At 65.1% G+C, this 20,826-nt stretch carries 18 protein-coding genes and 1 pseudogene; 11 read left to right on the top strand and 8 right to left on the bottom strand.

The features are described 5' to 3' along the window. The first annotated feature begins 253 nt into the window (after nucleotides 1-253). Nucleotides 254-1,852, top strand: coding sequence for a hypothetical protein (locus AC1Q7H_RS07215; protein WP_492381079.1), 1,599 nt, complete (start codon nucleotides 254-256; stop codon nucleotides 1,850-1,852). A gap of 147 nt (nucleotides 1,853-1,999) precedes the next feature. Here the strand turns inward: AC1Q7H_RS07215 and AC1Q7H_RS07210 are convergent, their stop codons facing one another. Beyond that, a complete protein-coding gene (locus AC1Q7H_RS07210; protein ID WP_492381078.1) occupies nucleotides 2,000-2,578 on the bottom strand; it encodes a DNA-binding response regulator in 579 nt (192 codons plus the stop codon). Nucleotides 2,579-2,859: 281 nt separating this feature from the next. On the opposite strand from AC1Q7H_RS07210, the gene AC1Q7H_RS07205 reads away from it, so the two are divergent. Further along, entirely contained in the window at nucleotides 2,860-3,267 is a 408-nt protein-coding gene (locus AC1Q7H_RS07205; RefSeq protein WP_013951999.1) for a PPC domain-containing DNA-binding protein, read from the top strand. Between the two features lie 110 nt (nucleotides 3,268-3,377). On the opposite strand, the pseudogene AC1Q7H_RS07200 reads toward AC1Q7H_RS07205, so the two are convergent. Next, nucleotides 3,378-3,844 (bottom strand): annotated as a pseudogene (locus AC1Q7H_RS07200) (DUF1697 domain-containing protein). Nucleotides 3,845-4,368: 524 nt separating this feature from the next. Between AC1Q7H_RS07200 and AC1Q7H_RS07195 the strand changes: the two are divergent. The 3 genes from AC1Q7H_RS07195 to AC1Q7H_RS07185 all read left to right on the top strand — a co-directional run bounded on the left by AC1Q7H_RS07195 (nucleotide 4,369) and on the right by AC1Q7H_RS07185 (nucleotide 8,752). Continuing rightward, nucleotides 4,369-5,019, top strand: a complete 651-nt coding sequence (locus AC1Q7H_RS07195) for a response regulator (RefSeq protein ID WP_211979597.1) — start codon at nucleotides 4,369-4,371, stop codon at nucleotides 5,017-5,019. After that, the gene (locus tag AC1Q7H_RS07190) at nucleotides 5,019-7,937 is read left to right on the top strand and encodes a hybrid sensor histidine kinase/response regulator (protein WP_492381077.1); all 2,919 of its coding nucleotides are present in this window, start codon (nucleotides 5,019-5,021) and stop codon (nucleotides 7,935-7,937) included. The genes AC1Q7H_RS07195 and AC1Q7H_RS07190 overlap by 1 nt, the downstream gene beginning before the upstream one ends. 308 nt (nucleotides 7,938-8,245) lie before the next feature. Continuing rightward, nucleotides 8,246-8,752 carry a glycine zipper family protein gene (locus AC1Q7H_RS07185; RefSeq protein WP_211979598.1) on the top strand — a complete coding sequence of 169 codons (507 nt, stop codon included), beginning with the start codon at nucleotides 8,246-8,248 and terminating at the stop codon, nucleotides 8,750-8,752. A 94-nt stretch (nucleotides 8,753-8,846) separates the two neighbouring features. Here AC1Q7H_RS07185 and AC1Q7H_RS07180 read toward each other — a convergent pair whose 3' ends face one another. Next, nucleotides 8,847-9,293: a hypothetical protein gene (locus AC1Q7H_RS07180; protein ID WP_211979599.1), complete on the bottom strand. Its 447-nt coding sequence runs from the start codon at nucleotides 9,291-9,293 to the stop codon at nucleotides 8,847-8,849. Between the two features lie 268 nt (nucleotides 9,294-9,561). Here AC1Q7H_RS07180 and AC1Q7H_RS07175 point away from each other — a divergent pair, with 268 nt between their 5' ends. The 4 genes from AC1Q7H_RS07175 to AC1Q7H_RS07160 are packed head-to-tail and all read left to right on the top strand — an operon-like array spanning nucleotide 9,562 to nucleotide 13,048. Then, nucleotides 9,562-9,891: a hypothetical protein gene (locus tag AC1Q7H_RS07175; RefSeq protein ID WP_041228524.1), complete on the top strand. Its 330-nt coding sequence runs from the start codon at nucleotides 9,562-9,564 to the stop codon at nucleotides 9,889-9,891. A gap of 53 nt (nucleotides 9,892-9,944) precedes the next feature. Further along, nucleotides 9,945-10,439 carry a DUF3302 domain-containing protein gene (locus tag AC1Q7H_RS07170; protein WP_013952006.1) on the top strand — a complete coding sequence of 165 codons (495 nt, stop codon included), beginning with the start codon at nucleotides 9,945-9,947 and terminating at the stop codon, nucleotides 10,437-10,439. Next, entirely contained in the window at nucleotides 10,440-11,618 is a 1,179-nt protein-coding gene (locus AC1Q7H_RS07165) for an HlyD family secretion protein (RefSeq protein ID WP_013952007.1), read from the top strand. It begins immediately after the preceding gene. Between the two features lie 44 nt (nucleotides 11,619-11,662). After that, entirely contained in the window at nucleotides 11,663-13,048 is a 1,386-nt protein-coding gene (locus AC1Q7H_RS07160; RefSeq protein WP_013952008.1) for an efflux transporter outer membrane subunit, read from the top strand. Nucleotides 13,049-13,429: 381 nt separating this feature from the next. On the opposite strand, the gene AC1Q7H_RS07155 is transcribed toward AC1Q7H_RS07160, so the two are convergent. Both AC1Q7H_RS07155 and AC1Q7H_RS07150 read right to left on the bottom strand, forming a co-directional pair. Beyond that, the gene (locus AC1Q7H_RS07155) at nucleotides 13,430-14,128 is read right to left on the bottom strand and encodes an alpha/beta hydrolase (protein ID WP_153955751.1); all 699 of its coding nucleotides are present in this window, start codon (nucleotides 14,126-14,128) and stop codon (nucleotides 13,430-13,432) included. Nucleotides 14,129-14,349: 221 nt separating this feature from the next. After that, nucleotides 14,350-15,321, bottom strand: a complete 972-nt coding sequence (locus AC1Q7H_RS07150; RefSeq protein ID WP_211979601.1) for an NAD-dependent epimerase/dehydratase family protein — start codon at nucleotides 15,319-15,321, stop codon at nucleotides 14,350-14,352. A 114-nt stretch (nucleotides 15,322-15,435) separates the two neighbouring features. Between AC1Q7H_RS07150 and AC1Q7H_RS07145 the strand changes: the two genes are divergently transcribed. Continuing rightward, nucleotides 15,436-16,332 carry a LysR family transcriptional regulator gene (locus AC1Q7H_RS07145; RefSeq protein ID WP_211979602.1) on the top strand — a complete coding sequence of 299 codons (897 nt, stop codon included), beginning with the start codon at nucleotides 15,436-15,438 and terminating at the stop codon, nucleotides 16,330-16,332. A gap of 14 nt (nucleotides 16,333-16,346) precedes the next feature. On the opposite strand, the gene AC1Q7H_RS07140 is transcribed toward AC1Q7H_RS07145, so the two are convergent. After that, on the bottom strand, nucleotides 16,347-17,369 hold the full coding sequence (locus AC1Q7H_RS07140) for a class I fructose-bisphosphate aldolase (protein ID WP_211979603.1): 1,023 nt from the start codon (nucleotides 17,367-17,369) through the stop codon (nucleotides 16,347-16,349). A gap of 85 nt (nucleotides 17,370-17,454) precedes the next feature. After that, nucleotides 17,455-17,790, bottom strand: a complete 336-nt coding sequence (locus AC1Q7H_RS07135) for a DUF3175 domain-containing protein (protein ID WP_013952013.1) — start codon at nucleotides 17,788-17,790, stop codon at nucleotides 17,455-17,457. A gap of 224 nt (nucleotides 17,791-18,014) precedes the next feature. Here AC1Q7H_RS07135 and ilvD point away from each other — a divergent pair, with 224 nt between their 5' ends. Beyond that, on the top strand, nucleotides 18,015-19,874 hold the full coding sequence (gene ilvD, locus AC1Q7H_RS07130; protein ID WP_211979604.1) for a dihydroxy-acid dehydratase: 1,860 nt from the start codon (nucleotides 18,015-18,017) through the stop codon (nucleotides 19,872-19,874). Nucleotides 19,875-20,036: 162 nt separating this feature from the next. Here the strand turns inward: ilvD and phnE are convergent, their stop codons facing one another. After that, a complete protein-coding gene (gene phnE, locus AC1Q7H_RS07125) occupies nucleotides 20,037-20,825 on the bottom strand; it encodes a phosphonate ABC transporter, permease protein PhnE (RefSeq protein ID WP_249221153.1) in 789 nt (262 codons plus the stop codon). Nucleotide 20,826 lies beyond the last annotated feature (1 nt).

The following is a 20,826-nucleotide window of genomic DNA, read 5'->3' as shown; positions in this document are numbered from 1 at the left end:
AAAGCTCTCTAATTCAGCGATTGCCTGATTGTCGCGACGCTGACGGTCTCTTACGGACCCGCCTAGCTTGCCCAAGCTGTCAGGGGATTTATGCCCCTCTCATTGGGGGTATCTGCAGATTTTCATCTGAATGAATGATGCGCGTCGCTCTGCGTTCTTCGCAGAATCGCCCCCGGGTGGTTTCGATCGCCCACAGGGAACGGGTGAGGCAACGAGCTTGCATTCATTCATACGACAGGGGGAAATCAAAACCATGAAAATCAGACTTCTAATATCCGCTATTGCAGCGGCAGCACTGACCGCGTGCGGAGGCGGGTCCTCGGACACCCAGTCGTCGGCGCCATCGACGCCGTCGACGCCTGGCACACCGGCCACCACCATCGCGGGAACGGCCGCCGTGGGTTCCGCGTTGCCCAATGCCACGGTCCAGGCCAAGTGCGCCAACGGCAGTGGTACCGCCACCACAGCCGCCGACGGGACGTTTACCATCAGCATTCCCGACGCCACGCGTCCGTGCGTGCTCAGCGTAACGACCCCCGACGGCACGATCCTTCACTCCGTCGTGGAAGCTGGAACCGGCACGACTGCCGCCGCCAATATCACGCCTCTCACCGAACTGATCACTGCGTCGATCGCAGGCGGCAGCACCCAGGACTTCTTCAACAGCTTTGACGCTCAGGCACAGGCGAAGCTGACCACGGACGGTGTAGCCACTGCGGTGGAGTCCGTCAAACTGATCCTTTCCGGGACGGTCGATCTCGCTGGTGTGGACCCGCTCAAGGGCACGCTGGTCGCCGCGCACGGCGACACGCCGGGCAATGCGCTTGACCAGAAGCTCGATACGCTCGGCGCCGCGCTCGAGTCGTCGCAAACCTCCCTTTCCCAGCTGTCTGCTGCTGTCGCGTCCAATAGCGGCTCGGCAGCCGGCGTGCAAACCATTCTCCAGCCCGCGTCGGCAACCTGCGCGACGTTCCGCAGCGGCAAGTACCAGAAGGTTGGCCTCACTGCCAACAGCGTGCAGAGGTTCACAATCGATGCGGTCAAGCTGACGCAGACGAACGATACGACCGGGGCGGTCGAACAATTCCAGGCGAACGACACGCAGGCCTGCCGCTTCGGCAACACCGACGCCAGGCTGCTGGTCTCCAAGTCCGGTATCGGCCTTGAGCGCCGCAACGGCCCATCCAGCCTGGTGATTCCTGACCAGACCATTCCGCTGAGCGAAATCACCGGAGACTGGATCGCCATGGGCTTCGAACGGCCCGAGGGCGGCGGCACGCTCGCGCCGGGGCTGATCAAGTTCACCGTGGACAGCACTGGAAAGTTCGCCAGCGGTGCCGACTGCGGGTTGAGCGGCTGCTCGCCCTGGCCTGCGGAAGACCTTCCGGTCGTGTCAGTCAACGCGGATGGCGGATTCAATGTCCCGGATTCGACAGGAACGGCCCGAGCGTTCGCCTTCAAGGGCGTCGATGGCGGCGTCGCGGTTGTGATCGTGCACCAGGGCGGCTTCATGATCGCAAAGCGGCCGACGCCGCGTGGTCTGCCGGCCGTGGGGGCCGTCAACGCCTACTGGGATGCTGTGATCAATATCAACGGGGGGACCGAAATCTCGGAGTATTCGAACACGGTGACGTCCGTCGACACGGCAGCAAATACCTATACTCGTCAACGTAACGACGGTCGCGTCGATCTTTGGCATAACAACATGCCGTCGGATGGGCTGCGTTATCGCCCTGCCGCACCAAATGCCGCTGAGGTTATCGGCATGAACGTGGCAAACACAGGCCTGACCGTGGCGATCAGCGTCAATCCGGCCAATAGTTTCTACGATATTTCGGTTGACCGGCCGTAAGGCGACTTGCCTGCAGTTCCGTCTGGCCCCACGTAACCCGTGGGGCCTTCTTATTTCTCCGGAGCGCAAGAGTTTTCGTGCTGGGTTCGCCGCAGCTCTATAAGTAGTGCGCGGCCGTTGCAGGCAGTCCGTGGCCGCATGAACGGCTTACGCGAGCACGTGGAACGGGCGTTGGAAGGCTACGGACCCGGCGTCTTGCCCGGGCGGGGCTTCCGCAGCGGACGGAAGCTCCAGTAGCGCGCGCACGTCCCGTTCGACCGTTGCGAGCGAAGCGGACCTGGATAGGGAGCGGGCAAATCGGCCGTCGAGGCCTGGCGGCAGACGCAGCCACATATTATCCGAGACCAGCAGCAGGCGCCTTGGCTTCAGCACCAGGCTGGCCAGGCGCAGCAGGTGCCAGCCGTCGGCAAGATCCGGCGGCATGCCGAACACGAGCAATGCCGGAGCCGGCAGGCGCGCATTGCGTGCCGCCAGCGCATCCGTCTCCACGAGTTCGACCCGGCCAATGCCCGGCATTTCCCCGAGCAGCCGCATGACTCCGTGCCGGTACACCGGCATGTCATCGATCACCACGGCATGTGCCTCGCGGCTGCGCCCCAGGACTTGCTCCCAGGCGGCCGCTCCACGGTTCGTCCAGCTCATCCTTGTCTCCTCCGGTTTGCCGGCGTTGGCTTCGTGGCCAGCGCCCTGCACCAGAACCAGCAAGGGCAATGCCAACTCTGGCAAGGCAGCCTCGTGCCATCGCGCGCAAGCGCGGGAGCCAGGCCCGCTGCGGGTTTCCGGGAGGCTGACGCAGACCTGCCGGCCTTTGCGGGCGACTGGCAGCCGCGGGGGAGGCGTTACGTGTAACGTAACGTGTTACGCGACCGACCCCGGCCGGAAGTTGGCGGCCGTCGAAACCCTCGTGCCGCGCAGAGCACGACGCCAATGAGCGAAAGCTGGTGCTCAATTGCGATTGGTCTCAATTCGCTTTAACCTGTCACGAAGCCCCAACCTGGAGCCGCGTGATGCAAGCACATCCCTTACGCCTCTCTCCCGGCGACGATCTGCGTGCCGCACTCGAAGACGTGCTGAGTCAGCTCAAGCTGCATGCGGCCTTCGTCATCCAGGGCATCGGGAGCCTCAGCGTTGCCCAATTGCGATTTGCCGGGGCGGAAGGCCCTACCGAACTGCGTGGCAATCTGGAAGTCCTGACGCTCGCCGGATCCCTGTCATCGGATGGAGCGCACCTGCATATGTCGGTTGCGGACTCGCGCGGGCGAGTGTTCGGTGGTCATGTGGCACGCGGTTGCACGGTCCGTACAACCGCGGAGATATTGCTGGCGCTGCTTCCCGAACATCGTTTTGCCCGGGAGTACGACCAGAACTCAGGGTTCATGGAACTGGTGGTACGGACTGAACAGCCCATGGAGTAGCCTCGAAACAACACCCGGGCAGCGTAGATGAATGAGGTCGTTCGACCCGTTTCAGCCAGTCGGTGCGAGTGTCCGGGCGATCGCCTTACGCATAAGGCCTATGCCCTGGCTCACTTGATGACCGTGTAGAGCGTGCGAGTGGTGATGTCCTTTCCGAACGAGCGTTCGAGCAGGCGCATGAACACCGGGCCTTTCTTCGGGTCGGGCACGTAGGCGCTGAAGACCTCCGTGGCACCGGCCTTGACGATGCTTGCGCCGTCGCGCTCGATGGGCAGCTTCACGTCTGGCGGCACCGGGCTGCGGAGAAAGGTGCCAATCCGCTTGGCCGAAGGCGCAAGGCTGAGCTCGGCGAAAGGGTCCGAGTCGATGAGGTCCTGGAGATAGCGGGCCGGCCGGACGAAGGTGTCGAAGCTGTGGCCCAGTTCAGACTGAATCGCCTTCTCGGCGCGTCGCTCCAGGCTGGCCAGTGACCACGATCGCGCGTCGAACACGACGTTGCCGCTGGAGAGCAAGGTTTTCACTTCGGAGAAGCCCGCGGCCTCGAGCAGCGCTTGAGTTCGGGCATCCGGGCGTTCATCGGGCTGACGCCGCGAAGAAAGGCAACGTATCGGGGCATGGCTATCTCGTAATTGCTGGCGAACCGCTACACGGCTTGCGGTCAACGGTAAATGCAGGGTGATGTTGATAGTAAGGCGTTCGCTGGCCAATTGGCCAGCGCAGCGGCTCGTCAATGGAGCTATGTCCGCAGTAGTTACGAGGTCCCCGCTGCCCATCAATCCTGCAGGCCGCGGCGGCAAGGCTTACCTGGACCGGGGCGTCACCCAAGACGCCGTCGGCACCGTCAGTGGTTTGCGGCCTGTGCGGCCCGTGGGACGATCAGTCAAGCAACTGACCCGATTCGTCAAATGGATGTGTGGGCCAATTGATACAATCGCGAGCCCTATGCAGGCTGGTCCCCCGGCTGGTCGCGCCACCCCGATTCATTCATTGTGCCGCTGAGCGAGCGAAGGCATTTCTCGCCTCAAGGCCGGACCATCCATTGCAGGCTGTAGTAGCAGATACCCTCCCGGAGCCGATCCGGGGTGTGGAGAATTAACGCGCATGCCACCACGTACCATCTCCGCCGTGATCGCGGACGATCACCCGGTGATTCAACTCGCCGTCAAGACCACCCTGAGCGAGATCCCGAATGTCCAGGTTTCTGCGATGTGCGCTTCCGGCAGGGAGCTTTTCGCTGCGCTGGAGGCGCACCGGCCCGATCTCATTGTTACGGATTTCACAATGGGACGTTCCGAAGAGAGCGATGACGGACTTCGCCTGATCCGGCGACTCAAGCAGTCCAGCCCCGACACGCCGATCGTCGTCTTTACGATGCTGACCAACGGCGGTCTGCTCACGCGCATCCAGGAGACCGGTATCGCCGGCATCGTGGGCAAGAACGAGGACCCAGGCATCCTGCGGCAGATCTGCATTGATGCGATCGGCGGCCAGGGCCTGCGTTTGTCGCCGGGGATATCGGCCAGGATGTCGAGCGCCGGCGCGCTGGCAGGCGCAAGCGCCAGCGCGCTGTCTCCGAAGGAGATCGAAGTCGTGCGGATGTTCGCCGCGGGAAGCACCGTCACCGCAATCGCCGGATACCTCCACCGCACGCTGGCAACCGTGGCGACACAGAAGCGCTCGGCCATGCGCAAGCTGAACATCACCAGCAACGCGGACCTCGTCGCGTACGCGCGCGACAACGGTCTGACCTGATGCAGGGCACGTTCGAGCCGTCGCCCGACCTCCGCGCGGTTGAGCGGAATCTGCAGCGGGAACGCCGGGTCTTCTCGCTGGTGATTGTGTTGCTGGGGCTGCTTGCCGTGGCAATCGCCTCCACGGGCGTGTTCGTTCAGCTAAATGGCTCGCTGCGCGCCCAGGAGCAGGTGGCCCGCCTGTATGAGCAGGGTGTCGTCGATGCCGTCCTCGAACGCCGGAGTACACTGGCCGCGAGCAACCTGATCCTGGAACTGCGTGCCAATGGCACGCTTGCGCTCTCACCGGGCAGTCAGGGCGGCCTCTGCACGCAGGTTTTTCCGTCCGCGCCGGCCGACGACGTGCTGCAGCAGAGCTGCGACCAGTCGGTCGGCACGCTGATTGCCGCCAGCCAGAGGCCGTCGATCGAAATGATCTCGATCGCCAGCGGTGCGACGTATCGTTATGGATCGCCCGATGCATCGGGATCGGCGGCGCGGTCGATACCGCCGCCGATGCCGCCGGCACTCATCACCAGGACGATCCTCGATCGCTTCCGGAGCCGCGATATCGATGTTCTGCAGGCCGCGAGGGAAAAACGCGTCGAATGGCTGGGCGTCCCGGCCAGTGCGGCAGGCACCGATCCGGAGATGGTTGGCGCATCGCTGGTCGCGAAGGGAGACACGCTTTACGCGGTCGTGCTGACACGCATCCCGCTGCACGAGCTACTGCGGCCTGCCGGGCCCAACCTGTCGATCCCCGAACCGATCGTGTTCGACAGCCTTGGCACTCCGCTGGTCGCGGCCGGCGCACGGGCCAACGCGCAACACCTGAATGCCAGGCTGGAAGCGCGGCCGGACGGATTATTCCACTGGGTCCCGGACTATGGCTGGGCAGTGCGCCGCCCGCCACTCGTGGCAGATTTCGGGCACCTGATCTTCGCGCTCCCGATCGGGCATCAGATTCGGGGGATGACGGAGGAACTGATTGTCATCGGCGCAATCACAGCCGTGCTGATTGCATTGCTGTTCGCGATGTACCGCTACTGGAACTATCGCTTCCTGACCGGCACTTATGCGGAAGCGGCACGTGCACAGCGGCTCCTGCATGAAGCCCGGCTCGCGACCGAAGCGGCCGCCAGGGCCAGGGTGGCCTTCTTCGCGTCGATGAGCCACGAGATTCGCACGCCGCTTGCCTCGCTGCTGGGTAACATGGAACTCGTCGCAATGGGGCCTCTGGGGCCGGAGCAGCGGATGAGGGTGGGCGCGATGCAGGTGTCGGCGGAGGGACTGCTGCAGATCGTCAACGACGTGCTCGATTTCTCGAAGATCGACGTGGGCGCATTGAGCATCGAGGTACAGCCCGTATCCGTCACGGAGCTTCTCGGCCGCATCGCGATCGCCCATGCCCCGCTTGCCGCGCAGCGCGGACTGAGCTTCCTGGCGGTGTACAGCAGCCGCATTCCCTCGCAGCTCGATCTCGATCCCGTGCGCCTGACCCAGATCGTCAACAACCTGCTTGGCAACGCGTTCAAGTTCACCCAGGCGGGCAAGATCGTCCTGCGCGCGCAATGGCTGGAATGGAATCTGGAGATCGTCATCGCCGATACCGGCATCGGCATACCGGATGAGTACCAGGACCGGCTCTTCCAGCCGTTCTCCCAGGTCGCCGACAATCGGATCGCCCAGGCGCGGGGAACCGGGCTGGGCCTGTCGATCTGCATGCGGCTGGTGGAACGGATGGGTGGCCGCATCATGCTGGACAGCACCCTGGGCGTGGGAACGCGCGTCACGGTTCGTCTGCCGCTGGGCGTGTCCGACGCGGTGCCGCCCCCGGTGCGCCCAGGCTTGCCGCCGAACCGGACGCTGGTGCTGTCCCGCGAACCCGAGTGCATCGAGGGATTGTTGAACCACTTCGACTGGGGCGCGTGCCAGCCGTCGGCGCGCTCAAACCTGGATGAGCCCGTGGATGCAGACAGCTATGACTGCCTGCTGGTGACCGAGGCATTTGATCCTGGGCACGTCATGGCCTGGTGGCCGAAGCCGGCCTCGGTCGTCTGGCTGAAGCAGTTGGGGCCGCTGGTTGCGACGACACGGCCGGATGGCGGCCGCGAGGTTTCCAGCTATAGCCTCGCAGGCATCCATGCAGCAGCGCTGGCGGTCATCACCGGAGCACAGCCACCGAAGCGGAGCGAGGAAGGCCTTGTCGGGCGCCCCACATCGCCGCTTGTGGGCCACGCCGTGCTGATCGCGGAAGACAACTTGCTGAACCGGAATCTGCTGCGCGACCAGCTTCGCGCGCTGGGCGCGAGAGTCATCGTCGCGGGCAATGGCATCGAGGCCATGGCGGCACTGAGGGGGAATCGCATGAACGCGGTCCTGACCGATATCGACATGCCCGTCATGAACGGCTTCGACCTGCTTCGGGAAATGAGGCACGCCGGCATCGACATCCCCGTCTATGCCGTGAGCGCAAGCGCACGGCCCGAGGATGTCGCCGAAGGGCGGGCGAGGGGATTCACTGGCTATCTGACCAAGCCGATGTCTCTCGCCGCGCTGGCGTCGGTTCTTGCACGCGGTGACGATGGCGTCGGCCATGAGGACGTGGAGCAGACAGCCGCATCGCCCGGTGACGATGCTCTCCCCGAGTTGCCACGGATTCCTGCCGGATATGTCGAAGCATTCCTCGCCCAGACCGGAGCGGATCTCGACAAGTACGACGCGATTCGGGCCGGACGGGACATGACTGGGCTGGCGCAACTGCTGCACCGTATCGCGGGCGGCCTGGCGGTCGTCGGGCCGTCAGAACTGGCCGAGCTGTGCGAAGACCTGCGCGACTACGCCGCGGATGCGGACGGCTGGGACGACGAGATCGAGCTTCAGTCCGCGTATATCGCACAAAGCCTCAGGCAGTTGTGCCAGTGCCTGTCCGCTGGCTAGCAGCATTGCCGGCACGCCGGCCCGCCTCTTTCTAATTCCTGTGATTGCGAACGCACCCCTGCGCAGTCAGCATTGAGGGGACGGGTACTGACCGTCTTGCAGGCACCCGTCTTGGGTATTTCCCCAGGCAAGACCTCGCAGTTTGCCCGCCTCCCCGGCGGGCATTTCTTCCTTGGCCAGGGACAAGCGGCGCAGCGTCGGCTGCCACCGCCGGATGCCGTCACGCCTGGGCGTGCGCCGGTATCACCGGGGCATGACGGACCGACGCCCGTGGGTGCCCCGGACCTGGCACCTCATCAGGAGAGCTTATGAGCAATCGTCCAGACTTTGCGCTTGCCGCGTGTACGGCATTCGTTCTGATGTCGGGCGCGGTACCCGGCACGGCCGCAACGGCGCGGGCTCAGACCATGCTGCAGAAGCCCTACGCCTATCCGGCGCGAGGGCAATCGGCGTATCAGCAGACCAATGACGATGGCGCCTGCTACGGCTGGGCCAGACAGCAGACCGGCATCAATCCGTACCGGGTGGCAAGCACGCCGGTTCCGGTCATCGTGCCCGGTGGTGAGCGTATACGCGGCGCGGCGGGCGGGGCTGCTGCTGGCGCCGTGGCGGGCGCGATCGGCGGCGACGCAGGCAAGGGCGCCGCGGCGGGCGCGGCAGTCGGAACCATCGCGGGTGGCGTGGCGCATCGCCAGCAACGCCGCCAGGCCGTTGCCGCCAGTGCACAGGTGCAAGCCAGCAATGACTGGGCCATGACGTCGTACTGGCAAGCCTGGCGGGCCTGCATGACGGGCCGCGGCTACTCGGTGCAGTAAGCGCTGTTGTCAGGTGGACCGTGCTGAAATGGCCGGTCCACGGTGGCTCAGTGCGCCAGCCTGTGGAGCCCTGCAATCCTGCAATCGCGATCCGCTACAGAACAGCGCAGGCTTGCGCGCTGGCGGTGACGGTCAGGCTCACTCGCGCATCATTGCGCAACAGCACGCACAGGTAGCCGCCTGTCAAGTCCTCGGGGCGGGGATCTTCTGGCCACAGGGGCGGAAGCGGCACCGTGGAGGCGTGTTGCGCACCGGCGCCGGCATCGTTCCAGGTGATTGCAATGGGCCGCTCGGGCTTCTTGCCGAGGAAGCAGAACGAAGGCGCGGATTGCGATTGCCGCAACGAGGGCCCGGTCTCGCAATGGCCGGCGCGCACCGCCAGCACATCGTGATCGGTCCGATTGACGGCGACGAGCTTCGTCCATGGCCACGGCTCCTGGAACGGGCTCAAGGTCTCGGCGGTTGGGATTGCGCACCCGGACAGGGCGCTGGCGGCTGCGACGGCGACGAGGCCCGCAACGATAGGGGAAACAGCATTCATTGGGCTCTGCGGGTCGGGCGAGCCTGGACTACACCCGAGCGATGTACGACGGGGAACAGGGTAGGTCGGTCACGCCGTGGGGGCTATCAAAGGAATTCGAAAAGCGCCGCCGTACCGAAAGCGGATCCATGCCGCGCACCCGGACTTTCGAAGTTCTTTGATAGCCGCGACCGGCCCGCTGCCATAAGGTGTGGGCCTCATCGAGACGTGACCGGCTGCGCCGGTGCACGTCGTCGGCATCCGAATCCAATCGAAGGAACCTGCAGACATGATCAACAACTGCCGCCCGGCCGTCCGGGCCTTTGGCATTGCGCTGCTGATCGCGGGCGCCGGGCAAGCGTATGCGCAGCTCCCGCGCGGACTGGAGTCAAAGGGTCTGCGAGATCAGCCCGATGCGTGCGCGCAAGCCGGACTTGCCTCGAAGCCCGCGGTCTGCCGCGCTGCCGGCGAGCCCGCCAGCAGCAAGTACAACCTTCTGTACGCCGACGCTGCGTCAGCGGACGAAGGCGAGGACGAATCACCATCCCACCGGCACGCGGGACACGCGCGCGATGACGCCTACCGGGGCGGCCCGCGCAACGAGGCAACCGGCTCTTGACCGGCCCGTGCATTGTGCAACCGAGCGCCAACGCTCCATCTCAAAAAAATTCGATGAAACTGCGCCCCTATCTACTGGCGGGCATCGGCCTGCTGGCATCGAGCGAACCTGCTTTCGCATCCGTACTCAGTGGCAAGGCCCTGGAGACCGCGGCCAATGCCATCTCCTGGGTGGTTCTGTTCTTCGTGCCGGTGGCAGGGGTCTACCTGTTCTGGATGCTGCATATCTGGCCCGAGAAGATCGCACATCGCAAGCGCCATCCGCAAAAGGAGGCCATCCATTCGCTATGCCTGCTGTCGCTCTTCTTTGGGGGCTTGCTGTGGCCACTGGCCTGGCTCTGGGCGCACACGAAACCCGTGTTCTACCGGGCCGCGTACGGCACCGACAAGGCACCGGAAGACGATGACGCGCCAGGCCATGACAAGGTGCCGTCGACGCAGGTAGCTGGGCATGGAGTCTCTTACGGGCCGAGGAACATCGTCACCTTGCGGGCATCCACGGCGATGGACATCGCCAGCGGCAAGCACGCCGGAAAGGAGCAGATCTGAATGGATGCGCTGCTGCTTGGTGTCTACGCGCTCGCCGTCTGGCTGATTTTCTTCAAGTTCAGATGGCTGCCTTGGAACACGACGTCGATGGTCATCGTGTTTACGATTCCCGTGGTTGCGATGACGATGCTGGTCCTTACGCTCAACGTGGTGGCCCCGTCTTCCCATGACGTGCGGGTGGTGGGCAAGGTCCTGCAGGTGGTGCCACAGGTCCGCGGCCGCATCGTCGAACTGCCGGCCGAAGGCAACCGGCGCTACAAGAAGGGCGATGTCCTGCTGCGGATCGATCCGACTCCCTATCAGGCCTCGGTCAGGCAGCTCGAAGGCAGGCTGATGGCCGACGATGCCGCGCTGGCTGAAGCCGAGGCATCGGCGCGCCAGCTCAGCGAATCGGTGCGCGGCGCGGCTGGACGGGTCAGCACTGTGCAGGCCAGGCTGTCGCTCGCCCGCCAGCGGGCCAAGGAGCATGACGCGCTGCTTGCGGCGGGGGCCGGGTCAAAGTTCGACCGGGAAGATGCACTGACCCGCCAGCGTGAACTGGAAGGCGAGCTGGTCAGCGCGCAGGCCACCGAGGATGAGGCCCGGCAGAAGCTGTCGGCCAGAAGCCAGGGGGAGTTTGCCGCCATTGCAACGGCACGCGCGAAGCGGGCGGAAACCGAAGTCATGCTCGAGAACGCCCGATGGGAGCTTGAGCAGACCGTCTACCGGGCGCCCTCCGATGGCAAGGTCGTGAACCTGCAGGTGCGCGTGGGCACCATGCTCGTGCCGTTCCCGTTCTCGCCGGCGTTCAGTTTTGTCGAGGATTCGCAGGAGGTTGTTGCCTTCTACAACCAGAACGAGCTTTACAACGTCAAGGAGGGCGATCGCGCCGAGATCTATCTGCCGACGAATCCGGGCGAGATCATCAAGGCGAAAGTCAATTCGATCGTCTGGGCACAATCGCAAGGCCAGATTGCGCAGGGCGGCATGATCCCGAACACCGGGGCCACCGAGGTGGTGCCGAACCGGTTCGCGGTCAAGCTCGATCTGCGCGACCAATCTAGCGGGCTGATGCTTCCGGTTGGGGCAGTCGGAGCGGGCGCAATCTATACGGAGCATATGGAGATGTTTCACATTATCCGCATGGTCTTCCTGCGCGTCAGTTCCAAGCTGAACTACCTGGTGTTCAAGCTTCACTAGGCTCACTCGATTCGATTTGCCAGAGATTTGGAAGAGGGAAGTCCGTGTCGTCGTTTCAACTGAAGAAGACCTTGCTGCTGGCGCTTCCGGTCGCCATGCTTTGCGGCTGCGCCCTGCAGACACCGCCCGAGGGCGCGGCCCTTCGACGCCAGGCCGTGCCGGCGCTCGAAGGACAGGCCACGTGGGCGAACGCGGCAACGGCCGGCGCCGCCGCAAATGGCTGGCTCGCGACCTTCGACGATGCCGAGCTGCAGCGGCTGGTGCGGGAGGCCATTGCGTACAACGGCGATCTCCGGCTGGCCGCGGTGCGCGTGCATCAGGCGCAGGCGCTGGTCGCCATCCAGCGCAGCGGTATGCTCCCGAGCGCAGGCGTGAAGGGCAGGGCGGGCAATTCGGAAACGCAGATCCTATCGATCGGCGCGAGCTGGGAGATCGACCTCTGGGGACGCATCCGCGCCCAGTCGCGCGCTGCGGAATCGCAATATGCGGCCACGAGGGACGATTATCTCTGGGCCCAGCGCGTGGTCGCGGCGACCACTGCCAGGGCATGGTTCACGCTGATCCAGAACGCGACGCTGGAGGATCGACTGCGGCAGATCGCCGCCATTCAGGATGAACTGGTGCGGATCACCGGCCAGCGCGTCGAGATCGGGATAGCACCGGAGACCGAGCTGCTGGAAGCGCGGAATGCGCTCCGCGCGCAACGCGACGCAATCGGGAAAGCCGAACTGGCCAGAAGCCAGGCCGCGCAAGCGCTGGAACTGCTGCTGGGCCGCTATCCCGCCGGAGAAATCGCGACCGGGCCGGAACTGCCGGCCATGCCCCCGGCCCCGGCTGCGGGCTTGCCGGCGAACCTGGTCGAGCGTCGGCCCGACCTGACGGCGTCGGCGCACCGTGTTGCGGCGGCCTTCGATATGCGGCAGTCGGCGGAGGCAGCGCGCCTGCCGGGCATTTCCATCAGCGCAGCCATCACCGGCATCCGGAGCGACGTGTTCCTGCTCAACCAGGCCGGCAGCCCGATCAAGGGACTCAGTGGTTCGTTCTTCGCACCGATCTTCACGGGTGGAGAGCTCAAGGCCAGGGCGGACTACTACAGCGCCGAAGAGAAAGCCGCCCTGATCGCCTATGGCAACACCGCGCTGCAGGCACTGAGCGAGGTGGAGGCGGGACTGCAGGCCGAATCCGGTTATGACGAGCGCACCAGGCAACTGCGGGAGCGGGTGGATGAAAGCCGTGGACTGGTGCTGCGAGAGGAGGCGCGCGCGGGTATCGGCGCCTCGGATACGCGGAGCGTGCTGAAGCAGCGGCAGGCACTCGTGGCCGCCGAGATGGATCTTATCAACGTGCAGGCCAACCATCTTAACCAGCGCATTGCGCTATTGTTGGCGTTGGGTGGTGATTGGAAGGACGAGGCGGGTGCCGGTGCATGAAGGGCTTGTGCTTGCCTCCAGACGAAAATTCTTGCACCAGAGGATGGGCCGGGGCCTGGCTGTAGCCGAACGAAGTCGGCCGCGATATTTTCCCAAGCGCTTGCCGAAGCCATGACTGCGGTGAAGAGAAATCGTTGAGCAAATTTCAACGCCACGGACATTCGCACCTCGCATTCCGAGGCGATGGCGCGCACGCACTGACGGACGTCTCTACGATCGGGCTTGCCCACGTCGGGGTGCTGGCCATCAGCCCCCATCTCTACACGAGTGTTGGCTACGATTCGCTCAACGACTTTGCACCGGGTCGCGCAGATCAGTGAGTACGAGAAAATCCTGTTGATCAACACCGCCCCATACGTGGACAAGTAGAGTCGGCAGTGGCTACGCCTTGATGGCCTCGCTTGCAGCCTCGTCGATCAAGGCCGCGACTTCTGCTGCCTTGGACGCCAGCGAAGCATGGCTTGCCGCCAGAGTCACGACTTTCCTGGCATTGAGCCGGGCCGCCATCTTCTGCTGGTTCTCCGGGGCGATCATCCGGTCTTCGCTGGAGACCTGGTACCAGGACGGCTTTTTCTTCCACGCCGGCGCAGTGATGGTATCGCCAAAGGTGCTGGCAAGCGGCGCCTTCTGCGTCACCGCCATCACCAGGGCTTCGTCGGGCGACAGATCCCGGCAGAAGCTCTCGTGGAACTTGTCGGGGTTGAGCCACAGGTAGCCATCGCTGTCGGGCACCAGGTTCGGCGCTGCGGCAGGAAGATGCTGCTGCGTGATTGCGCCGGGGCTCTCTCCCGCGTCGGGAGCAAAGGCGGCGATATAGACAAGCCCGATCACATTCGGCTGGTCACCCACCTGGGTAATCACGGCGCCGCCGTATGAATGCCCCACCAGCAGGACAGGGCCTGCCTGCTGGGCAATCATCTTGCGGGTACGCTCGGCATCGTCAGCCAGCGAGGTCAACGGGAGCTCCACGGCGCGCAGGGACGTATAGCCCTTGCGTGCCAGCTCAATGATGACGTTGCGCCAATGCGCGGCGCCGCCCCAGAACCCGTGCACCAACACAACCGTAGGCTTGTTGCTCATGACCTGGACTCCTGTTCGTGGATGAATACGGCTCGCCGATCATGGCGGCACGCCGTGGGTCTTTCGGCGGCGCGGCCCGTGCTTCAACCGATGCCACGAAGGCTCGGCCTGGCGCCCCATACGACTATAGAAACAATGGCGCAGCGGAGCGAGCCATGATCGCGAGCGTTGACGTATGCGGAATACGGCGCCCCTGGCAGGGGGTAGCTCATGATGGCCTGTCAGGCGGCAGCGATTGCCGTGGGCTGGGTCTCCCGTACCGCGGCCAGTGTCTGGCGGATACCCTCGACATATGGTGTCTTGCGAATTGGCCCGACCAGCCGCTGCAGCGCGGAGTCGTCCATGACCAGCGGGTCCGTCATCAGGTAATGCATCTCGACCAGCTCGCGCATGAACGGGTTGAACAGGCCCAGCAGGCGCAGCATCGTCTTGCCGGCGACGCGCAGCTTCAGCGTGCGCCCGGTCTGCCGTTCCATTTCCGAGACCAGCTCGCGCTGCGTCGTGACACCGGCGCCCGCCAGGTGCCAGATCTTGCCGAAGGCCGCCGGCGTGTCGATCAGCCGCGCCACCACTGGCCCCACGTCGGGCACATAGACGAATTCGTGCGGCTGGTCGAGCGGCCCGATCATGTCAGCCGTGCCACCATTCACGGCCGCCTGCGCGGCGCGGTGCAGCAGGCTGGCTTGCACGCCCGGGCCATAGAAGTCAGGCAGCCGCAGCACCGTGGCGCGGATCCGCCCGCTGGCATCGGCCTGCATCAGCAGATCCTCCTGGGCCTTGCGCATGCGGCCTTTGAACGTGTGCGGCTCGGGCGGATGGTCTTCGCGGACCGGGTTGCCGGTCTGGACCCGGCCGTAGGGATAGACGGTGCCGATCAGGATGAAGTACTTGACGCCAGCGGCCACGGCGCCATCCAGGGTCTTGCGCATCAGCTCGGGGTGCAGCTGGAACTGCCAGTAGTTGACGCCGACCATGTAGATCAGCGTCTCGATGCCGCTGGCGGCGGCTTGCACCGACTCGGGCGAATCGGGATTCCAGGTGACGACCTCGGCGAGCGGGTCCGTCCCGAAGGCTGTGCGCAGGCTGCCCGCGCTGCGGCCGACCACGCGATAGGGCCGGCCCTTGCTGCGCAGCGCGGCGGCCACGCTTTGCCCGATCGCGCCGGCTGCGCCGAAAAGAGCGACTTTGGACATGACGAATCTCCTTTTGAGTTGGCACCAGTGCTGAAAGCGGCTTCAGTCTGCAAGCTCGTGGGCTAAAAGGAAATTGCCTATAGTCGGCTGGTCACTATAAATAAATGCATAGCCATGCCCAAGCGCGAACCAGACTGGGAGTGGTACCGGGCCTTCCTTCATGTGCTGGAAACCGGCTCGCTGTCCGCAGCCGGGCGGGCAATGGGCCTGACGCAGCCGACCGTCGGCCGGCATATAGACAGTCTCGAAGCCGCCCTCGGGCTGAAGCTGTTCACCCGCTCATTCGACGGATTCGCGCCGACCGACGCGGCGCATGAGCTGAAGCCCTATGCCGCCGGCATTGCCGCGATGGCCGCGGCGATGCGGCGGGTCGCCAGCGGCCACGGCGCGGGCGTGCGTGGCACGGTGCGCCTGTCGGCAAGCGAAGTCATCGGCGTCGAAGTGTTGCCGCCGATACTGGCGGCGCTGCACAACGAGCATCCGGAACTGGAAATCGAACTGGTGCTGTCGAACCAGGCCGACGACCTGCTGCGCCGCGACGCGGATATCGCGGTCCGGATGTTCCGGCCCGAGCAGGCAGCGCTGGTGGCCACGCGCGTCGGCGGGATCGAACTGGGTCTGCATGCCCACGAAAGTTATCTGGCATCCCATGGCGTGCCGAAGTCGCTGGCGGATCTGTCCCGTTTTGCGGCGATCGGCTTCGATCAGGAGAACGCCTTTATCCGCCGCTTGCAGGCCAGGTTCAAGGCCTTCTCGCGCGACGCCCTGGCTTTCCGTGCCGATAGCGACCTGGCCCAGCTGGGCGCGATACGCGCGGGATTTGGCATCGGCGTGTGCCAGTCAGCGCTGGCGGCGCGGGACCCGCGGCTGGTCAGGGTTCTGCCCAACCAGTTCTCGATGACCATGGATACCTGGGTGGCGATGCACGAGGACCTGCGCGAGAGCGCGCGATGCGCGGTGACGTTTGCCGCGCTGGCTGCGGGGCTGCGCGCCTACGCCGAAGGGGCGTAGGCGCATCGGCAAGCTCAGCCCGCAGCGTTCTCCTGCGCCGCGTCGTATTGCCCCAGGCAGGCCATGGCATTCAGCCGTGAGCGCTGCAGCAGCGCCCGTTGCGCTTGCGCCGCGTTGGCGGCATCGCCACGCCAGGCCAGCAGGGGCGGTTCCTGTAAGGCGCGCCCGTAGGAGAAGGACAGCCGCCAGGGCAGCGGGGCAAGCCGGTTCATGGCGTCCAGATTGACGGTGGCCTCGGTGGGAGTCTGTCCGCCGGACAGGAAGAAGATGCCCGGCACCGCTGCCGGCACCGTGCGCTTGAGCACCTGGACGGTCTGCATGGCGACCTCGGCCGGCGGCGCGTGCCCGGCGTCCTTGCCGGGCAGCACCATGCTTGGCTTCAGCAGCATGTGTTCCAGCACCACCGCATGCCGGTGCAAGGCATGAAAGACTGCATGCAGCACGGCCTCGGTGACCTCGGCACAACGGGCCATGGAGTGCGCGCCATCCATCAGCACCTCGGGCTCGACGATGGGTACCACGCCCGCTTCCTGGCAGATCGCGGCATAGCGCGCCAGTGCTTCCGCATTGGCCTGCACGGCAGCCCACCCCGGCAACTTGTCCGACACGTTGTAGACCGCACGCCACTTGGCAAAGCGCGCGCCCTGCTGGCGATAGCCGGCAAGCCGCTTGGCCAGCCCGTCGAGACCTTCGGTGACCTCGTCCCCGGGTGCCAGGGCCAGCGCGATCTTGCCCTTGTCCACCTTGATGCCGGGCACGATGCCCTGGCGCGCCGCCAGTTCCGGCAGCGGCGTGCCATCGTCGGCTCGCTGGCCCAGGGTTTCCTCGTACAGGATCACGCCGCTGATGAACTCGCCAAGACCCGGGGTCGACAAGAGCAGGTTGCGCCACGCGCGGCGGTTTTCCTCGCTCGACTCCACCCCGATGCGTTCGAACCGCTTGGCGATGGTCGGGCCGCTCTCGTCGGCTGCCAGCAACCCTCTGCCCGCTTGTGCCAGGGCGTCCACGGTGGCTTGCAGTTCGCTTTTTCTGTCCATGATCAGGCTCCGTGCAGGTGACATAGGAACAAGCATTGGCGCGAAAATGCCGTCGCGCAAGCAAGGCGGGGCGCGCAGTGCCCGCTCAAGGTGGCCGCCCGAACGCTTCGCGCAGCTTGCCCTTGGCCTTTTCCAGCGTGGCGCGACGCGCCTTTGGCAGATGACGGCCGGCGCGATTGATGTAGAAATTGAGCATCGACATTGCCGACTGGAACGCCGTGCCCTTGCGGCGCCGGCTGCTCACGGCGGAACGCTTGAGCGAAGCGGCAATTTCCTCGGGATTGTCCGAAGCGAAGAGGTGCGGTTCGAGGTCCAGCGCGTCGCTGTGCTCGGTTACCTGCTGTGACCAGCGCCGTCCCTTGCTGGTGCCAGCTTTGGCGCGGCCCTTTGCCGGCCGGCGGGTGGATTTCGTGGCAGCCATGTCCGGTCCTCCCACAGCGTTATCGGGATCCGTCTAGCCTAGGCAACTTCTCGCCGTCAGTGGGGGCTCAGGCGGGACAGGTGCGTGGTGGCAAGACAGCCCCGGCGGTGTGGGATAATTGCCCCTTTGCCCAGGGCGCAGCTCAAGAGGTTGTTCGCACGGGCGCGCAAGGGCCCTTATTCCCGTGGCCCGCTTCCTTTCTGCGATATTTCTTCAGCAATAAAATGCCCACATACCGTTCCAAAACCTCCACCGCCGGCCGCAACATGGCGGGGGCGCGCTCCCTGTGGCGCGCCACCGGCATGAAAGACGAAGATTTCTCCAAGCCCATCGTTGCGGTGGTCAATTCCTTCACCCAGTTCGTGCCCGGGCACGTGCACCTGAAGGACCTGGGCCAGCTGGTCGCGCGCGAGATCGAAGCCGCGGGCGGCGTGGCCAAGGAGTTCAACACCATCGCGGTCGATGACGGCATCGCCATGGGCCACGATGGCATGCTGTATTCGCTGCCCAGCCGCGACATCATCGCGGACTCGGTGGAATACATGGTCAACGCGCACTGCGCCGACGCCATGGTGTGCATCTCCAACTGCGACAAGATCACCCCCGGCATGCTGATGGCCGCCATGCGGCTCAACATCCCGGTGATCTTCGTCTCCGGCGGCCCGATGGAAGCCGGCAAGACGCGCCTGGCCAACCCCGTCACCAAGGCCATGGAGTTCAAGAAGCTCGACCTGGTGGACGCCATGGTGATCGCCGCCGACAGCGCCTATTCCGACGCTGATGTGGCCGAGGTGGAGCGCTCCGCCTGCCCCACCTGCGGTTCGTGCTCGGGCATGTTCACCGCCAACTCCATGAACTGCCTGACCGAGGCGCTGGGCCTGTCGCTGCCCGGCAACGGCACGGTGGTGGCCACCCACGCGGACCGCGAGCAGCTGTTCAAGCGCGCTGGCAGCCGCATCGTGGAACTGGCCCGCCAGTACTACGAGCAGGAAGACGCGCGCGTCCTGCCGCGCTCGGTAGGCTTCAAGGCGTTCGAGAACGCCATGACGCTGGACATCGCCATGGGCGGCTCCACCAACACCATCCTGCACCTGCTGGCGATCGCGAGCGAGGCGGGCATCGACTTCAGCATGACCGATATCGACCGTCTCTCGCGCGTCGTGCCGCAACTGTGCAAGGTGGCGCCCAACACCAACAAGTACCACATCGAAGACGTGCACCGCGCGGGCGGCATCATGGCCATCCTGGGCGAGCTGGAGCGCGCCGGCAAGCTGCACACCGACGTGCCCACGGTGCATGCCCCCACGCTCAAGGACGCGCTGGAGCAGTGGGACATCAGCCGCACCCAGGACGAAGCCGTCAGGAACTTCTACCTGGCCGGCCCGGCGGGCATTCCCACCCAGGTGGCGTTCAGCCAGAACACGCGCTGGCCCAGCCTGGACCTGGATCGCGCCGAGGGCTGCATCCGCTCCTACGAGCACGCCTTCTCCAAGGAAGGCGGCCTGGCGGTGCTGACGGGCAATATCGCGCTCGACGGCTGCGTGGTGAAGACCGCCGGCGTGGACGAGAGCATCCTCGTGTTCGAAGGCACGGCCCACGTCACCGAATCGCAGGACGAGGCGGTGGAGAACATCCTCAACGACAAGGTCAAGGCCGGCGACGTGGTGATCGTGCGCTACGAAGGCCCCAAGGGCGGCCCCGGCATGCAGGAAATGCTCTACCCCACCAGCTACATCAAGTCCAAGGGCCTGGGCAAGGCCTGCGCGCTGCTGACTGACGGCCGCTTCTCCGGCGGCACCTCGGGTTTGTCCATCGGCCACTGCTCGCCCGAAGCTGCGGCCGGCGGCGCCATCGGCCTGGTGCGCGATGGGGACAAGATCCGCATCGACATTCCCAATCGCACCATCAACGTGCTGCTGCCCGACGAGGAACTGGCGAGCCGCCGCGAGGCGCAGAACGCCAAGGGGTGGAAGCCGGCCAAGCAGCGTCCGCGCAAGGTGTCTGCTGCGCTGAAGGCCTACGCCAAGCTGGTGATGTCGGCGGACAAGGGTGCGGTGCGGGACTTGTCGTTGCTGGATGACTGATCCCGGGGTGAAGCGCTAGTCCGTTTGCCGAGAAGGCCGCTCTTAGGAGCGGCTTTTTTTTGTTCTTCGCCGATCTGCGCGGTGGGATCTGGCAATTCTTCCAGGCGCGAGCGGCATGGATTCCTGGACGCAGGAAGTAACCGCAAGCGTCGCCGGCGCTCTTCACGAATGCCAGCCAGCCCTCATGATCGCGCTGGCTGTGTCGACCACGGCCGCCAGGGCAAGCATGGCGATGATCACCGTGCAAGCCTGGGGCAGATGGAACAGGGACAGCTCGAAATACAGCATCTGCCCAAGCCCGCCGGCGCCGACAAAGCCAAGGATTGCCGCCACGCGGATATTCGTTTCCCAGCGGTACAGGATGTAGGCCAGGAACTGGGGCCATACGCAGGGCAGCGTCCCATACATGAAGACCAGCACGGCAGGAGTGCCCCCTTCCGTCAGCGCGCGCGCGGGTGCGCGCGGCGCATTCTCCAGCGCCTCGGCGAACAGGCGACCGAGCACGCCCGCGGTATGCAGTGCCAGGGCGAGGGTGCCGGCAAACGGTCCAAGGCCGACGGCGAGCACGGTCAGGGCTGCCCATACCAGCTCGGGAATCGAGCGCAACACGTTCAGTAGCAAGCGCGACAACGTGCGCAGCGCATCGCCGTAGAGCCCGGAAGCCGGTAGTGCCAGGCCAAAACCCAGCACCGCCGCACACAGCGTGCCCACGGCGGAAACCGCGAGCGTTTCGAGCATGCCGCCAGCGGTTCTGGCCAAAAAAGCGGATGACAGCTCCGGCGGGAAGAACGTCAGCAGGAAACGCCCCATCTCGGCTGCAGCGTCCGCGGAAAAGAGCTGGCTCAGGTCGAGCGACAGATACGCGAAGCTGCCCGAAACCGCGGCGGCCAACGCGATCAGGGTGAGCAGGCAGCGCATGCAGAATTGAGCGGCCTTGACCTTGTGCGCCATG

This window comes from Cupriavidus sp. GW823-FHT06D04, from assembly GCF_058795055.1.
The sequence above is the reverse complement of the archived record's forward strand: the minus strand, read 5'-3'. Positions and strand labels throughout refer to the sequence as shown.

What these genes read in the sequence shown, in the direction of transcription:
- AC1Q7H_RS07180 (WP_211979599.1), bottom strand. Translation starts at nt 9,293, where the DNA reads ATGAATGCTGTTTCCCCTATCGTTGCGGGCCTCGTCGCCGTCGCAGCC.
- AC1Q7H_RS07175 (WP_041228524.1), top strand. Translation starts at nt 9,562, where the DNA reads ATGATCAACAACTGCCGCCCGGCCGTCCGGGCCTTTGGCATTGCGCTG.
- AC1Q7H_RS07190 (WP_492381077.1), top strand. Translation starts at nt 5,019, where the DNA reads ATGCAGGGCACGTTCGAGCCGTCGCCCGACCTCCGCGCGGTTGAGCGG.
- ilvD (WP_211979604.1), top strand. Translation starts at nt 18,015, where the DNA reads ATGCCCACATACCGTTCCAAAACCTCCACCGCCGGCCGCAACATGGCG.
- AC1Q7H_RS07135 (WP_013952013.1), bottom strand. Translation starts at nt 17,790, where the DNA reads ATGGCTGCCACGAAATCCACCCGCCGGCCGGCAAAGGGCCGCGCCAAA.
- AC1Q7H_RS07205 (WP_013951999.1), top strand. Translation starts at nt 2,860, where the DNA reads ATGCAAGCACATCCCTTACGCCTCTCTCCCGGCGACGATCTGCGTGCC.
- AC1Q7H_RS07155 (WP_153955751.1), bottom strand. Translation starts at nt 14,128, where the DNA reads ATGAGCAACAAGCCTACGGTTGTGTTGGTGCACGGGTTCTGGGGCGGC.
- AC1Q7H_RS07195 (WP_211979597.1), top strand. Translation starts at nt 4,369, where the DNA reads ATGCCACCACGTACCATCTCCGCCGTGATCGCGGACGATCACCCGGTG.
- AC1Q7H_RS07145 (WP_211979602.1), top strand. Translation starts at nt 15,436, where the DNA reads ATGCCCAAGCGCGAACCAGACTGGGAGTGGTACCGGGCCTTCCTTCAT.
- AC1Q7H_RS07215 (WP_492381079.1), top strand. Translation starts at nt 254, where the DNA reads ATGAAAATCAGACTTCTAATATCCGCTATTGCAGCGGCAGCACTGACC.
- AC1Q7H_RS07140 (WP_211979603.1), bottom strand. Translation starts at nt 17,369, where the DNA reads ATGGACAGAAAAAGCGAACTGCAAGCCACCGTGGACGCCCTGGCACAA.
- AC1Q7H_RS07185 (WP_211979598.1), top strand. Translation starts at nt 8,246, where the DNA reads ATGAGCAATCGTCCAGACTTTGCGCTTGCCGCGTGTACGGCATTCGTT.
- AC1Q7H_RS07170 (WP_013952006.1), top strand. Translation starts at nt 9,945, where the DNA reads ATGAAACTGCGCCCCTATCTACTGGCGGGCATCGGCCTGCTGGCATCG.
- phnE (WP_249221153.1), bottom strand. Translation starts at nt 20,825, where the DNA reads ATGGCGCACAAGGTCAAGGCCGCTCAATTCTGCATGCGCTGCCTGCTC.
- AC1Q7H_RS07150 (WP_211979601.1), bottom strand. Translation starts at nt 15,321, where the DNA reads ATGTCCAAAGTCGCTCTTTTCGGCGCAGCCGGCGCGATCGGGCAAAGC.
- AC1Q7H_RS07165 (WP_013952007.1), top strand. Translation starts at nt 10,440, where the DNA reads ATGGATGCGCTGCTGCTTGGTGTCTACGCGCTCGCCGTCTGGCTGATT.